This window comes from Actinomadura monticuli, assembly GCF_041463655.1.
In the GTDB taxonomy this organism is placed as follows: Bacteria; Actinomycetota; Actinomycetes; order Streptosporangiales; family Streptosporangiaceae; genus Spirillospora; species Spirillospora monticuli.
Window position 1 is genome coordinate 1 of sequence record NZ_JAXCEI010000002.1, and the last position, 15,171, is coordinate 15,171.

General features: G+C 64.9%; 11 protein-coding genes and 1 pseudogene. 6 read left to right on the forward strand and 6 right to left on the reverse strand.

Annotated elements, in window-relative coordinates; all coding sequences use genetic code 11:
* A pseudogene (locus tag SM611_RS03940) lies at positions 1-124 on the forward strand (IS5/IS1182 family transposase); the annotation flags it as partial.
* Here SM611_RS03940 and SM611_RS03945 read toward each other — a convergent pair.
* The gene (locus SM611_RS03945) at positions 103-1,593 is read right to left on the reverse strand and encodes a hypothetical protein (protein ID WP_371947414.1); all 1,491 of its coding nucleotides are present in this window, start codon (positions 1,591-1,593) and stop codon (positions 103-105) included. The pseudogene SM611_RS03940 and the gene SM611_RS03945 sit on opposite strands and share 22 nt — an antisense overlap.
* A 1,901-nt stretch (positions 1,594-3,494) precedes the next feature.
* Positions 3,495-3,842, reverse strand: coding sequence for a site-specific integrase (locus SM611_RS03950; protein ID WP_371947415.1), 348 nt, complete (start codon positions 3,840-3,842; stop codon positions 3,495-3,497).
* Positions 3,843-4,012: 170 nt separating this feature from the next.
* Here SM611_RS03950 and SM611_RS03955 point away from each other — a divergent pair, with 170 nt between their 5' ends.
* Entirely contained in the window at positions 4,013-4,192 is a 180-nt protein-coding gene (locus SM611_RS03955) for a DUF1737 domain-containing protein (protein ID WP_371947416.1), read from the forward strand.
* A 222-nt stretch (positions 4,193-4,414) separates the two neighbouring features.
* On the opposite strand, the gene SM611_RS03960 is transcribed toward SM611_RS03955, so the two are convergent.
* Positions 4,415-4,672, reverse strand: a complete 258-nt coding sequence (locus SM611_RS03960) for a hypothetical protein (RefSeq protein WP_371947417.1) — start codon at positions 4,670-4,672, stop codon at positions 4,415-4,417.
* A complete protein-coding gene (locus SM611_RS03965) occupies positions 4,669-4,968 on the reverse strand; it encodes a DUF6247 family protein (protein WP_371947418.1) in 300 nt (99 codons plus the stop codon). Before SM611_RS03965 ends, SM611_RS03960 begins: the two co-directional genes overlap by 4 nt.
* Positions 4,969-5,442: 474 nt before the next feature.
* On the opposite strand from SM611_RS03965, the gene SM611_RS03970 reads away from it, so the two are divergent.
* Positions 5,443-6,027 (forward strand): hypothetical protein, encoded by a 585-nt coding sequence (locus SM611_RS03970; protein WP_371947419.1) that lies wholly within the window; start codon positions 5,443-5,445, stop codon positions 6,025-6,027.
* 350 nt (positions 6,028-6,377) lie between these two features.
* Positions 6,378-8,669 (forward strand): tetratricopeptide repeat protein, encoded by a 2,292-nt coding sequence (locus SM611_RS03975; RefSeq protein WP_371947420.1) that lies wholly within the window; start codon positions 6,378-6,380, stop codon positions 8,667-8,669.
* A gap of 2 nt (positions 8,670-8,671) precedes the next feature.
* On the opposite strand, the gene SM611_RS03980 is transcribed toward SM611_RS03975, so the two are convergent.
* Positions 8,672-9,871, reverse strand: a complete 1,200-nt coding sequence (locus SM611_RS03980) for a cytochrome P450 family protein (protein WP_371947421.1) — start codon at positions 9,869-9,871, stop codon at positions 8,672-8,674.
* 233 nt (positions 9,872-10,104) lie between these two features.
* On the opposite strand from SM611_RS03980, the gene SM611_RS03985 reads away from it, so the two are divergent.
* On the forward strand, positions 10,105-10,719 hold the full coding sequence (locus SM611_RS03985) for a response regulator transcription factor (RefSeq protein WP_371947422.1): 615 nt from the start codon (positions 10,105-10,107) through the stop codon (positions 10,717-10,719).
* Positions 10,720-11,273: 554 nt separating this feature from the next.
* The gene (gene argS / locus SM611_RS03990) at positions 11,274-13,037 is read left to right on the forward strand and encodes an arginine--tRNA ligase (RefSeq protein ID WP_371947423.1); all 1,764 of its coding nucleotides are present in this window, start codon (positions 11,274-11,276) and stop codon (positions 13,035-13,037) included.
* A 14-nt stretch (positions 13,038-13,051) separates the two neighbouring features.
* Here the strand turns inward: argS and SM611_RS03995 are convergent, their stop codons facing one another.
* Positions 13,052-15,163, reverse strand: coding sequence for an amino acid adenylation domain-containing protein (locus SM611_RS03995; RefSeq protein WP_371947424.1), 2,112 nt, complete (start codon positions 15,161-15,163; stop codon positions 13,052-13,054).
* Positions 15,164-15,171: the final 8 nt, after the last annotated feature.

The window sequence follows — 15,171 nt, forward strand, 5'->3', positions numbered from 1 at the left end:
ACGCGCAAACGCCCAGCTCAAATCATGGCGAATCCTCCGCAAGCTGCGCTGCAGCCCCAGCAAGGCCGGCCACCTGGTCAAGGCCATCGCCGTCCTACAGAACTACGAGCTCACCCGAGGATGAAAAAGGGTCATGGTATCGGTGTCGGGTTGCAACGGCGGCCGATTGTACTGAATCGACAAATATGCGTCATCAGCGAACCGCTTCCACCAGTCCATCGTCGACTCGCTGTAAGCCTTCAACCCGAAGGTGATCGAACTGTATCCCTTGTTCGCAGCGGCCTGCACATGCGACCGCAATGCAGCCCCACCGAACTCCACTGACGCTCTAGAGCAGAAAGCCACATCCCGAGACGCCAAGTGCTCCAACCACACCGACGAATTGTTGGTATTGTTCCAGGTTGCATACGACTTCAGTGTCGCAGTACGCCACAACTGCACCGAAGTCTTATTGCTGCAGTTGTAGGCACTGGTCTCAAATGCAGTGAACTCCACATTCTGGATGTAACTGCCTTTGATTTGAGGCAAGGCGACCTTGAAGAACAACCGCTTGGTCTGGTTCTTCACACAGTTGGGGTCCTTGGCCACCTCACAACGCCCTACTCCTTCGGTCGACTTGCCCGCGAAGTGAAAATAGGACTCGTCTGGCCACCCGGAAGACACCATTCCCCAGTCGGATGCCTTCTTAGCGCCCCACACAGGATCGATGTACACCGGGAACGTAGTGTCAGCCCCGGTCAACAGGCCCTTATCCGGCGTCAGAGTGAGTTTGCCGTCCCCCACGGCAACGTCGATCGGAGCCGTCTTCGCCCCTTCCGCAGGCTCTTCGGACGCTTGCGCCAAAAGAGTAGGGGTCTGCACCGACGGAGCGGAGCCCTGGGAGGAGTCCCACATCATCGGGGTCGGCGCCTCGAACACCACCGAGCCCGAGCCGGCGTCCGCTGCTTTCAGCACGCCGCCCTGCTCCTGGCTCATGTCAAGACGCGTGGCCGACATCGCCAGAACCAACTTCGCCACCCGCGGGTCCTGGGCCGCTTCCGCAGTCTTGATCACTAGAACGTGCGCAAACCCGTCCTTCAGCGCCCGCAGCCGCAGATCAACGTCAGAGCCGGCCACACCCTTGTAGACAGCGGTATCACCATCGAGGGTCGGTTCGGGCAGCGCTTGCGGCCAGGTCAGCGCCAATTTCCGACCAGCCCGGGTCATCTGGACCATCGGCCCGTTCCCGCCAGCGGAGAAACGGAGCCCGACCGTAGTCGCTGCCGGGACGATCGCGTCACCGACGCGGTGCAAGGTGGGGTCGATCCCGACCCACTTACCGCCCTGACGTGTGCGAATCGGCTGCACATGCTGCTCGACCTCAAGACGGCCGTTCGGCAGTGCCCACACGCTGCGGCTTTCTCCACGCCGGGAGACGATCTCGACCGGTTCCCCGGTCTGCTTCGCCGTCGCGACGGCTTCCTCCTCGCCCACCGCACCTTCCGTCGCCGCAGACTTCGGCTCGTCGGCGTGAGCTGCAGATGCAGGTAACACCGAAGCAACCGGCACCTGGAACAATCCGGCCACCAATACCAATGCCATGAGGTGGGCCATCGGACCAAGACGCTGCCACGACAAAGAACGAAGAACCGACAAACAACGGCACGCTGCACCGCGACCCATATGAACCCCAAGGCGTAAGGGTTGCCAAAGCCGCCTTAACGTAACCCGGTGACCAAACCAGCGGAAGCCCTCAAGACGATCTTGCTTTGTGATGTAGATCACTATGGATACCGGTACTCCAAGGCTGTATCCAGGACGTCAGCTGTAATCACCTCGCGGGGACAAGCGCATGAAGTTATCAATCACAAGCGGAGAGCGATCACGCTGATGCTGCACTCAGGAGGTTCGCTCGGTGTCTGCTCGTATGTCGCGAAACACATCGGGCGTTGAACGACACAAAATTTGAGGGACTCTGTCGGAAATCTTGAGGCTCGTCGGCGCGCCTCACGAGATGGTCAATGAGTGACCGACAGACTACTGTGGGTTCATGACGTCGTCTATCTCCGCCGAGGTGGTCACGTGTCGGTTCGGCCCCCGGTCTGGTGTCAAGATCCCAGAGCCGACCGGGCGGGTGGCCCGCGCCAGCGACCCAAAGGGAACCGCCGCAATGCGAGTCCGTGACCGGCCTCTGTCAATCCCCTCAAAGCGTGGAGACGGTATTATGCCACTTCAACCCTGAGCTGGGCCGTTGATGCCCTCCACGCTTCTGCCATCTGACGAGGATCCAGGGTGCGGCCCGGACAGAGATCGAGGCCGCCCACGCCCGTCGCCGTCCAGATCCCGGGCGGACAGGGGTTGCGGACACCGACCACCGACCACCGTCGCGTCACCCGAGAACTACGGAGGTGTTCTGTGGTGTGCGTCACACGGTTGGGACGTTGGTCGAGCACAACATCACACAGAATAGAGATGCAGCTCACCGCCATTGCTAAGTATTCCGACTAAGGAGCCTTAATCGGGTACCAAATAGCCCGGGTGCAGGTAATTAGCGAGGCCAGAAGCGTGATGATCATGAATTGAGTAATGTTAACCTGAAAGCGCCTCGAAGGACGCAGCGGAACCAGCCCACGGTCCATCCTCAACACGGGGCAGAGGGAGTCTCGATGACAGTCTCACAGAAAAAGGGCCGGCGCCACGAGCCCCGTCGGACCGAGTGGACGACGAGGGTTCTCGTCGTGTGCGCGGTCATCAGCTCCGCATGCGGACTCCTCGGAGCGGCCGTTGCCGTGGAAAGGGCCGTGTGGATCTCCCCTGTCCCCTCAACCTCGACCGATCCCTGTCCTCAGAGCCCGGTCCCGACGGTGGTGGCCTCCGCCAACTCGTCCACGATTTGGACGTAGCCAAGGAGTGCGCGGGTTGCCGCGCGTCCAGCCGCCCTGTCCAACGCCTCCGCCGTTGCCATCGCAGCGACTAAAGAGTCCCGCGCCGGAGCCCGCCCCTAACCCGTTCAACTACCCTACCGCGGTTATCGGCAGACATAAGGCTACACAACGCCCAAACTCGTCGCACGTCGCATTTCCTCCTGGTTCTGTATGGAGCGCCAACGTGGGCGCGTGTTCGCTCCTTGTTTGCTCGTATGTCGCGGAACGCGTTATCGGTAGGCGGCACCCAACGGCATTGCAGGCCACCGACTGCCCCACATGATGGGAGAGGGTGGCATGTTTCGACACTTTGAATAACGGGCCGATAGCAATTACGTCGGACTTCTAATCCGACGGTCGCGGGTTCGAATCCTGCCGGGCGCGCCATCATGACCAGCCGATCAAGGCTCTGACCTGTGAAAACACTCCGCAGCGCGGCGGAGTCGGATGCAGCCGGATGCCACCGAAGCCAGCCGCACGGCACCGTTCCCGGAATATACGCGGAATGACTCCGCCCGCGTTTGCCCAGGTCAGCACGCAAGACAAGAGAGGACCCGGAACGCTCCGGAGCCTCTCCACCGCAGTTGCCGATCATGCCGCCAACGCGTCCTCGATGCGCTGGTTAGCCACGTCTCGTTGCCCGTCTATGCACTTGGCGTAAACACGCAACATCACGTCCACCCCGTGGCCAGCGCGTTCGGCCGCTTCGGGCGCATGGACGCCCGCGTTGAGCCCCAGCGACACCGCCGCATGACGAAGGTCGTACGGCCGCGCGGCCAACGGGGACTCGACCTGATCAGGTGCCAGCGCCAGGGCGCGAGCCTGCTTCCAGACTTGCGCGTAGGCCGAGCCGGAGAACGACCGGCCGCCACTGGTGACGAACAACCGCCCGTCCTCGGCCGTCCCGAAGGCGTCGAGGTGCTCGCGGAGTACGGCCACCAGCTCAGGCGGGATAGGGACGGGCCGGACGAGGTCATCGTCCCGATGCTTGGGCGCCGGTCACCGGACGGCCGCGCCGGGCCGCGCATCGCGCCGCTCCGGCTTGTCCTGCCGCTACCGGCGGTCACCTGGTCGCGCCGCCGTCGTACAGGCCACCGTAGGATCGCCACATGGCCGACGATCAACAACTCCCCCGATACCGCGTCCTGACCGGCCCCGACGACGCTTCCTTCTGCTGGCGGGTCAGCGAAGCGCTCGACCTCGGGTACGAGTTGCATGGTTCCCCGTCCATCACGTTCAACGGCGACCGGGTCATCGTCGCCCAAGCCCTTGTCCGCAGCGAGACCTAAGACCACCAGGTAGAACGAGCTCGAACCAAGGGGCTGCGCCGCCCCCTGGACCCCCGCGGGCCGGCGCACTCATTCGCGCGATTCTGCCTGTCACACCGTCTCGTCGTTCGCGCGAACGAGCACCCCGGAGCGGGGAGCTTTCGTGCGGCCAAGACGGCGGCCAAGGGCGACCAGCAAGCCGACGATGTCTGCGCTAACCGGTAGCTTCAATTGGCTACGCCGCTACCCCATCCACAGGATGTCGATGATGCGCAGCGTCTCAGCCTCGTCGTCGATCAGCAGCGTGAGCATGCCCTCGCTGTTGGCACCAAAGAAAGCGTGTCGGATGGCTGTCTGGCCCGGGCGTTCCGGAACCGCGTCCCACGGCGTTTCCAAGAGGTCAAGGAGGCGCTCAAGGAGTGGGCCGTCGCGGACTTCGTTGGGCAGTCCGTTCAGCTCGTACAGCGCGCGTCCGTGGAAGCCGTCCCAGCGGTACGTCACACCCGGCCTTCCCAGCCCGGCGGCGTATAGCGAACGAAGCTCTCTTCCCTACCTTGTAGGGCATCCTGTACCGCCTCGTCGTAGCCCGGACGGTCATAGGCGATGGCCCGTAGGCGCCACTGCCGAAGGAGGGCCTGGACCTGCTTGAAGCGCGCCAGGTCGTGAGCCGCGTCGAGCGCCTCGTCATACTCGGCCCGGAACTGGTCGCGATGCGCCGGCGGAAGCGCATCGAAGATCGCGGCCGGATCCTCGCCGGGATCGCGTGGCGCGGTCGGTTCCTCGGGCTGGGCGGTCATGGTGTCCAATCTACCTGTGAGCCGCACGCGGGACGGAGACTCCTGCGGAGCAGGCGGTGGCCTCTGAGCAAGATCCGGAGTATGTACGGAATGATCTTGTGTGGATCGCCAGTCCGCCGGAGAGTACGCGCAGGTGAACTAGGGTGCGGAGCCGACGAAGATCCTCGGACGTCTAATCCGACGGTCGCGGGTTCGAATCCTGCCGGGCGCACCCCCGTCTGACCTGCAGTCTTACCATTGCCAAGATCGACAATTCTGTCCGGTATGTCCCCATGTTTGCTCGATGTTTGCTCGGCTGTCGCGCTCGTGTCGCTGAGCCCTCCTCCACCCCGCTTGATCACCGCTGCCGGGCGCCCCTTGACCAGTGCGCCGACGCGTCCGCGAAAGCCTCGGCTGTGCGGGGGGTGTGAGGCTTGGGCCGACCACCTGCCCTTGCGACAGGCACCCGGGGTCCGCATCCAACCTCGGGTTCGGATGCGGACCCCGGCGCGAGCCTGTAACTCGAAGCGTGACCTGTCGTTCTCCGGCTTCGGATTTGGGGCGGCCCTGTTCGGTGCGGCCGCCGATCTGGGTGATCTGCCACCGGACCCGGATGGTGCCTTCGTCCAGGTCGACATCGGCCCGCCGCAACCCGCACGCCTCGCCCCGTCGCAGCCCGCGGAAGGCGATGAGGTGGTAGAGCACGTGCAGCCGGTGGCGGGCGGCGCGGTCAAGGAAGGTGCCGGTCTGTTCGGGTGTCCAGACCAGCGCTTTGGGTCGGCGGCCGGAGGGCAGTTCGATCAGGGAGGCGACGTTGAGGTCGATGCACCGTTCCCGGATCGCCTGGTTGAGGGCGGCGCGCAGGGTGGCGCGGATCCGGTGCATGGTCGCCGGGCCGACCACCCGGGCCCCTTCACCTGTGCCCGAAGTCCCGGGTTGCCGGATTGGCGGGCGCGGATGATCGCCTCGTTGCGTTCCTCGATGGCGTCGAACACCACCTGCACGTCGGCGACGCGGAGGCGGTCCAGGCGGATGTGGCCGATCACCGGTTCCAGGTGCATGGTGATCTGGGTGCGGTAGCTGCGCAGGGTGCCGTGCCGCAAGCCTCTCAAGGCCGCCTACGGGGAGTTCCAAACGGCCATTGACACGTGAAGTATTGTCCGGCCCTGGACTTGACGTCTTCGGCCCCCTTTGCCAAGAACTCCTCGTCGGCATCGCCCTTCTCATCGACACCTTGGCTGGACCACTGATATGATCACATCGCCGGATGCTGATAACGGCCAGAAAAAGAGAGACCGTGCGGGGTCTGGGCGCTACGCTGCGCCACCCGTACGGTTCGTCTGGACATCGGAAACCTCCAACCGCCAGGCTAGACGTTAACGGTGTCCATCACATCGACTCGTTACTCTGGTGCCCTCTTCAGGAGAACCGTGACCAAGGATCGGCCACCCCAGGAATCGCCCTTTGTCAGAGAGTTACAGCAGATGCTGGAGGTCCGCGGTCTGTCCTGGCGCAGATTCGCGGAGCTGGCGGGATACCATCCGAGCTGGTTAAGCAAGATCAAAAATGGCGCGCCCCCCTCGGACATGCTGGTCAGACGGTGTGATGAGGTATTGAACGCGAACGGGGCACTGATCGCGCTGGCGTCCGTGCAGATCAGTCGTCCGGTGGCGCAACTACCGGCTCCGCTGGCCGGGTTCGTCGGTCGAGAACACGAACTCGACCTAATGCGAGTGACGTTGACCCGTGAGCCGCAACTGGATGCGTCAAGGATCGTCTTCATCGAGGGAACGCCCGGAGTGGGTAAAACCTCCGCGGCGATACGTTGCGCATATGAAATCCAAGGGGCGGAACCAAAGGCATATCCCGACGGGGAGTTGCATATCAATCTGCAGGGCTTCTCCCCGAAGAGCAGGCCCGTGCGCCCTACGGACGCGCTCGAAGAGTTTCTCATCGAGCTTGGGACGTTGCCCCAGGACATCCCCGAGCATATCGACCGAAGAGCTAAGCTCTACCGTTCAATCCTGCGTTCCCGAAGAATCCTGATTCTGCTGGACAACGCCGCTTCCATCGACCAGATCGAGCCCCTGCTACCCGAGTCGCGGCATTGCGGAGTCATCGTCACCAGCCGGAAGAAGTTCCCCGGCCTGGCGATGCGCGTTGGCGCCGAGCGTCTGAAACTGGGCCCCCTGTCAAGCTCTGACGCCGTCACCATCCTCGGCCGGGCGATCGGTGTCGACGTTTCGTCCGCCCAAGCGAAGCACCTGGCCGTGCTGGCCGACCAGTGCGGCCGGCTGCCCCTGGCACTCCGGATCAGCGCCGAAAGGCTGGCCGTACACCCGCACCGCCCGCTCCGCGATCTGATCGACGAGTTGGCCGTCGAACATGAGCGTCTCGACGGACTGTCCACCGGAGAGTCCCATGCGGTTCGCACCGTGTTCGAATGGTCATACAACGATCTGAGTTCGGACGAGCAGCGGATGTTCCGCAGGCTTAGCCTGCACCCTGGGCCGCATTTCGGCGTCGGGGCGGCGGCTGCCGTCGGGGGTATGACGGTGATCCAGGCGCGACGGCTGCTGGAGAAGCTCGCATCAGTCCATCTACTCGATGGAACGCCCGACGACCGATACCAGTTCCATGACCTGCTCCGTTTTTATGCCGCCAGCAAGGCCACCGAGTCTGACGAGAAGGCGGAATTGGAGTCCGCGGTACTTCGCCTGATGACCTGGTACCAGCACACTGTGGCGGCGGCGGGGCGGGCACTCGCGCCCTTCCGTTTGAACCCGCTTCAACTGCAGCCTGCGACGGGCGTCGTGCCGCAGTCCTTCTCAACCGCCGCCGCTGCGCTGACTTGGTGTGACGCTGAGGCCGAGAACTTCATTCCAGTCATCAAGGCGGCGACCGAGCACGGCTTTCACGAAGTCTCCTGGAAAACAGCGGTAGCGCTTTTCGATTACCTGCGTCTGCTGCGCAACCCCGGCGGACTGTGGCTGGTGAGCACGTCGGTGGCGCTCGATGCAGCCCGTGCCGCCGACGACCGCTATGCGGAAGGCTGGGTCGAGACCAGCTTGGCGGAGGGGTACCGCTGGTTGCGCCAGTACAAGTGGTCCCGTCATCACTTCGAGCATGCTTTGAGGATTCGCCGGGAGATCGGTGACCGTCAGGGGACCGGCTGGTCGACAGCGGGCCTGGGATTTCTCGCGATCGACTGCGGGAGGTTGGAGCAGGCGCGCGAACACGCGCTGGCGGCGATGGCCATCTTTCGGGAGACAGGCGACCGGCACGGAGAGGCATCCGCGCTCTTCACTCTCGCCGACACCTACCAGAGCCGCGGATCCCTCGACGACGCCCTGAAGACGCTGCGGCAGTCCCTTGAGATCTTTCAGAGCATCAGCAACTGCGATGGACAAGCCCTCGCATTGACCAAGATCGCCGACGTCCTGCTGGCCCGCGGCGAACCCGGCCAAGCCCTCGCGACCATCGAGAGCTCGATCGAAGCCCGTCGTCGTGCCGGTTCCCAATGGGGCGAGGCCGACGGACTGGTACGCCGGGCGCGGATTCTGCGCGAACTCGCCCGCCCGGAGGAGGCCCGCCGTTCGCTGCAGAGTGCGGCCGCGCTGTACAGCGAGGTGGACGAGTGGAAGGCGGTCCGCATCAGGAGTTATCTGGAGGACGAAACTATGCCTCCAATGGCGAGCATATTGAGCTCGTCGGTTTGGTGACCTTACCGGCTCGTCCGCGGCGTGAAGACCACATTGAGTTCGAACAGACCCCGGACAAGCGTGCTCGGCTGGCGTTCCAGTTCTTCGACTGAGGTGCTCAGGGCAAGGTCGGGCAGGCGACTGAACAGCGTGGCGAGCGCCACGGCTCCCTCCACACGCGCCAGCGGCGCCCCGAGACAGTGGTGCGCACCGTACCCGAAACCCAGATGCGCGTTACCCGTCCGCGTGATGTCGAATTGATCGGGGTCGCGGAATCGCCGTGGGTCGCGGTGCGCGGCGGCCAGTGCCAGAACAACGGGTGAACCAGCCGGTATGACCACGCCGCCGACCTCCACAGGTTCCTTCGCGAACCGCCACGCCGCCAACTCCATGGGCCCGTCATAGCGAACGATCTCTTCGATCGCCGACTCCATCGGGCAACGGCGCTCCCGCAGCAGAGCACGTTGCACTCCGTCCGCGAGGAGAGCGAGAACGCCGTTCGCGATGAGCGCGACCGAGCCTTCGTGCCCCGCAATCAGCAAAAGGAAGATCATCGATCTCAGCTCGGCCTCGCTGATCTCGCCCGCTGCCTCGGCCGCGACAAGGACGCCTACCACGTCATGGGACGGAGCCGCCCGCCTGGCGGCGATCAACTCGCACAGATAACCTGCCGGATCCGGTCCCGCCGCAGCATCCGGACGGGCATTCGACGTCCATTGCCGGAAGATCGCATAATGCTCCACGGGGACGCCGAGCACTTCGCAGATGACCATGGTGGCCAGCGGATAGGCGAACTCGTCGATCAGGTCGGCATGACCTCGCGACTGGAAGTCGTCGATCAGCGAGTCGGCTATCTCCTGAACGCGGGATCGCATGCCCTGGGCCTTGCGCGCGGTGAACGCGGGGAACACCAGCTTGCGCAACCGCCAGTGCACGTCACCCTCGCGGGTCAGCAGGTGTGCCCCAAGGTCGGCGTCGTCTTCTATGGGCCGGCCACGGTCGGTCGCGTGCCAGGCGGGGAGCGCGAAAGCAGGATCCCGGCTCAGCCGGGGATCCGCCAGCGCCGCCTTCACGTCCGCGTAACGGTACAGGACCCAGCAGTGGACCCCTTCCCTGAGGCGAACCCTCCTGACCGGCTGCTCCTCACGAAGCCGTGCGTACGCGGGGTAGGGATCAGCCCCGTGTCCCGACCCGCTCAACATCTCCTTCACCTGCGAGCGCATGACGCCCCTCCTGAGCCGGTCCGACCGTTACCACACTTACAGACTTCCCGAATCGTTTCCTATAGAGATCATCGGACTCAACATTGCCAGACGTGGGACCACCCACGAGAATACCAATGATCCCAAAGTAAGCCTACCTGCCGAACCGATCAGCAGATAATTCGCAAGGCAAAAAGAATAGGACTCACTCAGGATCTCAGCTCCCCGCGCCAGCCTAGCATCGAAGGCGAATCATGGCCAGTATCGAAATCTATGACAGTTGGCCTGTCTACCTGGCTGGACTCACGATTCAACTCAGAGGCCTCGGATTCAGGATAATAACCGCGGCCACGTCGACTAATACCGACGGGCCGGCCCAGCGCGCGGACCTACTGCTCATCGACCCCCGATCCATCACCTGCCCTTCCCCGCTGCTCTTTCTGGAGAAAGCGGCGAGCGAGGTCCCGACATTCCTCCTGGTACAAGACGGGGCGGAGCACGACTCCCAGTACGATGCCTGCGGCGTCCGCGGCAGGATAAGTCGGAGTTCGGGCGTGGAGACATTCGCACGAACCTTCCAGGAGATCGCCGCGGAAGGATCGTCGGCGGAGTCGACAAATGGCCGGTCAGCGACCTCCGAGATCGACCTGACAATGGACATTCTGTCAGCAAGGGAACAGCAGGTTCTGGCCCTCATCGCGGAGGGGCGGACACATTATCAGATCGCTCGCTCACTTCAGATCAGTACGCACACGGTGGATACCTATGTTCGACGCATCCGAACGAAGCTGAGTCTCGGAAACAAGGCCGAGCTCACCCGTATCGCAATCCTCGGTCCCCTCGGGCTGCAGGGGCTCCACAAGACGTGAGGTGCGGGTCACCGAACCCTTTCCGCCCGGGCTGGATCCGAAGGTTGCGTTCGCTGGACTCGAAGGTTGCGTCCGAGCAGGCGGGTGCGATCGGGATCGCCCGCACCCGCGAGCCGGGGACGATCTCATGAGCACCGTTCCGCGCAGCCGCCCGCCGCCGTGTGCGGCCCGGGACGGAACGGCCGGCAGAGGTCGGCGGAGGGGCGCACCCCACCGGCAACGGCGGCCAGGTCGCGCGTTCGCCGCGAGGCGGTGGCCTCCAGATGTGACATTGCCGGTCAGGCGGCGCCTGCTCCGAGCGGCAGACGCGAGGCCGCCCCCGCAGGGGCCGCCAGTCCGGCGGCGTTTACGGCGCAGCCCACCAGAACGCCCTTTTCATCCCGCTTCTCGAGTCGGTCGTGAGAGGACGTCCGGACGCGCGGCAGTGTGGAATAATCGGGTTCGGTCCCCTTGTTCGAGCGCCCACCCGATGACGCATGCGGTGATGGAATGCGTTCGGACCGGACCGTCTGGGCACGCTGCCGAAGCCTGAGAGCTCGCACTGGGAAGTGGTCATGGGATCTGTAGTTCCGCTTGCGTCCGTAGTCGACGCTCGTCTGAAAGACGCCATGCGGCAGGCCCTGCCTGCCGATGCGGCGGAAATCGATCCGCAGGTGCGCCGATCGGATCGGGCCGATCTGCAGGCCAACGGACTCCTCACCATCGCCAAGAAGCTCGGGGTGAATCCGCGGGAGCTGGCGGAGAAGGTCGTCGCCCATCTCGATCCTGAAGGCGTCCTGGCCGGCTGCGAGGTGTCCGGACCCGGATTCCTCAACCTGACGCTGGCCGCTGATGCACTGCTTGGGCAGGCTGCTGAACGGCTCGGCGACGAACGGCTCGGCGTGCCGGTGACCGACAGCGGGATCACCGTCATCGACTATTCGCAGCCGAACATCGCCAAGGAGATGCATGTCGGGCACCTGCGTTCCACGATCATCGGGGACTCGCTGGCGCGAACACTGACATTCGCCGGCGAGGAGGTCATCCGGCACAACCATCTGGGCGACTGGGGAACCCAGTTCGGGATGCTCATCCAATACCTGATCGAGCGCGGCACCGAATGGCAGGACAATGCCGCAGGCGAGATGGAGGGCTCGCTGTCGCGGCTCAACCAGTGGTACCGCGACTCGCGCCGCGAGTTCGAAAGCGACGCGGAGTTCGCCGAACGCGCCCGCAACCGGGTGGTGGCTTTGCAGGCCGGCGATCCCGAAACGCTGGAGCATTGGCGGGAGATCGTCTCCGAGTCGAAACGGTACTTCAGCGAGGTCTACGACAAGCTCGGCGTACTCCTGACCGACGAGGACGCGGTCGGTGAGAGCTTCTACAACCCGTTGCTCGCCGACGTCGCCCGGGATCTGGAGGAGTCCGGTGTGGCGGAGATCAGCGAGGGCGCGCTCTGCGTCTTCTTCGACGACATCGTCGGCCAGAACGGTGAACGGATCCCTCTGATCATCCGCAAGAGCGACGGAGGCTTCGGGTACGCCGCGACCGACCTCGCCGCGCTTCGGTACCGCACCGGGACCTTGGGCGCCGACCGGCTCCTCTACGTCGTGGACGCCCGGCAGGCGCTGCACTTCAGGATGGTGTTCGAGACGGCACGGAGGGCCGGCTGGCTGCCCGACGATGTCACCGCGAACCATGTGGCGTTCGGCACGGTGCTGGGAAAGGACGGCAGGCCGTTCAAGACTCGGTCCGGCGAGACGATCCGGCTGATGGACCTGCTCGACGAGGCCGTGGACCGGGCCAGGGTCGTGGTCGGGGAGAAGAGCCGCCGGCTTGGCCCTGAGGCACTCGAGGCGACCGCCGCCCTCGTCGGGATCGGAGCGGTCAAGTACGCCGATCTAGCGACGGGCCGCACTCGCGACTACGTGTTCGACACCGACCGCATGGTGTCGCTGAACGGCAACACCGGCGTCTACCTGCAGTACGCTCACGCCCGGACACGGTCGATCCTTCGCAAGGCCGCCTCGGACTTCAGCACCGAGATCAAGGTGCATCGGCATGTCCCGCTGGTGCCCGCGGAACGGTCGCTCACCCTCAAGCTGGATGAGTTCGACGCTGCGATCCAGGAGGTCACGACCACCTACGAGCCGCACCGCCTTTGCTCCTACCTGTTCGAACTAGCCCAGACGTTCACCGCCTTCTTCGAGAACTGCCCTGTTCTCAAGGCTCCCGAGGCGGAGGTCCGCGACAACCGCCTCCTCCTGTGCGCTCTCACCGGCGAGACGCTGAAAACGGGTCTCGGTCTGCTCGGCTTGGAGGCGCCTGACCAGCTCTGACGCTCACGACATGGTCACGCGGAGCGAGGTCGGGGCCCGGTCCAGAGCGCATCGACCGCCCGGAGGGCCTCTTCACGCGACCGGGGCGCTCCGCGCACTCGCCAGCCTGCCGGAACGTTCGCGCGCGCGGGCCAGAGCGCGTACTGGCCGACCGCGTTCACGACGACCAGCATGCGCGCCGCGGGATCGTCGGCGGGGGCGGTCGGTCCGGCCCCAAGCCCTCGTCTGGCGATCTTGCCGTGCTCGTTCAGTGGGAGCTCGGCGACCTGGGTGACCACGGAGGGGACGAGCGTCTCCGGCAGTCGTTCCCGCAGGTAGGCCTCCAGCCCCTCGACTGTCCCGGTCACCGCGATGAACGCGACCAACCGACGCTCCTCCAGAGCGGTTCCCTCCGCGATGACGGCGGCGTCCCGGATCCGGGGATGCCGGCGTAGCACCGCCTCGATCTCGCCGAGCTCCACCCGTATGCCGTTGATCTTGACCTGCTGATCGACCCTGCCGAAGATCTCTAGAACGCCGTCCGCCCGCCATCGCGCCAGGTCACCGGTCCGATACAGCCGTCCACCGGGCACCCCCGACAGGTGGTCCGGAACGAACCGTTCCGCAGTGAGCGCGGCCTGCCCCAAGTAGCCGCGGCAGACCCCGAGCCCGCCGATGTACAACTCGCCCACGACCCCGGAGGGAAGTGGCTGCATGTGCCGGTCCAGCACGTACGCCCGGGTGTTGGGTGTGGGCCGTCCTATCGGGACGACGGCTGCGGTTTCGTCGATCTCCCCGTCCGCAAGCCAGGTGCTGTCGATCGCGGTCTCCGTCATCCCGTACGCGGAGATCATCCGGGTGGCGGGGCCGCACAGCCGCCGCGCCCGCAGATAGTCGACGGTCGGCCAGACGTCGCCGCCCGCGACGAGCAGGTCGAGGAACTCGAGCCCGCGGCTGTCGGACTCGGCCGCGTCGAGCAACATCTTCAGCACGGGCGGGACGAACTCTGCGCTGTTGACACCTTCCCGGATCATGAGTTCGTACAGGTCGCCAGGAGAGAGCACGATCTCCCTCGGGACGACCACGAGGGTGGCGCCGGTGAAGAGGGCTCGGGTGAGATCGGCGAGGAAGATGACGAAGGCGAAGCTCGTCATCTGCAGGTGGACGCGCATGGGCCGTCGGTCCAGCTCGCATGCCTTCCAGAAGCCGACGTAGTTCGCGAGGTTCCCGTGAGTGAGCATGGCGCACTTGGGCGTTCCCGTGGAACCCGAGGTGAAGACCAGCGCACAAAGGTCTTCGAGGGTGAGGGACACGGGCGGCGGCGTGGCCGGCCAGGCATCGAGCCCGGCGGCGTCGAGGAGGACGCAGGCCTCCTTCTCGACCGGCAAGGTGGGGACCAGGTCAGAGTCGGTGATCAGCACTCCGACGGATGCCTCGGCGAGCATGACGCCGATTCGTTCATCGGGATAGTCAGGGTCCAGGGGAACGAACACGCCGCCGGCCTTCATCACGGCCAGGAACGCGACAACGGTCATCTCGCTCCGCTCAAGGCACACACCAACGCTCATCTCCGGGGCGACCCCTTTTCCCCGGAGAAGGTGGGCGAGACGGTTGGCGCGCACGTCGAGTTCGGCGTAGGTCATCCGCACGGAACCGCAGACGACAGCCGTGGTTTCGGGGGTGCGACGCACCTGGGCGGCGAACAGGTCGGGAAGGCAGCTCGGACCGGCGAGGACCGCCGTGTCGGCGTTCCAGTCCATGATCATGGTGCGCCTTTCCGCCTCGGTGAGCAGCGGAAGCAGGGATATCGGAACCGACGGAGAGTCGTATGCCGCGTCCAGCAGAGTCCGTAGGTGGCCTTCCATGCCCGGGACGGTGCCGGTGACGGCGGAGTTCCCCGCTGAGTCGATTCGAAGACACGCCTCGGGAGGGGCGTCGGTCGCTGTCGGTCGCAGGTTCACGACATCCCCGAAGGTATGGCCGTCCTCCAACGGGAGGACCTCCGTCCCGGCGGGCCCCGCGACCGGCCGGGAGGATCCGGTGTACCGGTAGAGCAGGACATGCACCGCGGCGGTGAGCACCGCGGCCGGTGCGATGCCGGTCCGGGCGGCGATCGGCCGCGCTGCGGCATCCAGGGATGTGGTCACCTTTCGTC